At 43.4% G+C, this 355-nt stretch carries 1 tRNA gene; it reads left to right on the forward strand.

Going from position 1 to position 355, the window contains the following annotated elements:
* The first annotated feature begins 173 nt into the window (after positions 1-173).
* Positions 174-247: transfer RNA gene (locus LK536_RS58565), tRNA-Ile, on the forward strand.
* The last annotated feature ends 108 nt before the right edge of the window (positions 248-355 follow it).

A 355-nucleotide genomic window follows, 5' to 3' on the forward strand; every position in this document is an offset into this window, starting at 1 on the left:
ACACGATGGTTAAGACCTAAGCGGCCGATGGTACTATGCTGGAGACGGCATGGGAGAGCAGGTGGCTGCCGGATTCCATAAGAGTTTTACAGTAAGCAGGCAGCATGGTTTGCTTATACTGAAAACATAGAATAAGGTAATGATGTTAAATTGAAAAATTGCAGAATTAACCGGGGCTTATAGCTCAGCCGGTTAGAGCGCACGCCTGATAAGCGTGAGGTCGGTGGTTCGAGTCCACTTAAGCCCAGTAGGAATTATTTTATATAAATGATTCCGCAACGTACCTTGAAAACCGCATATTGAAGAAAATGAATTGAGTATCCTAAGAAATTAGGATAAACAAGACATCCGAGGC

The sequence above is a fragment of the Clostridium pacaense genome (genome assembly GCF_020709765.2).
Classification (GTDB): Bacteria; Bacillota; Clostridia; order Lachnospirales; family Lachnospiraceae; genus Enterocloster; species Enterocloster hominis.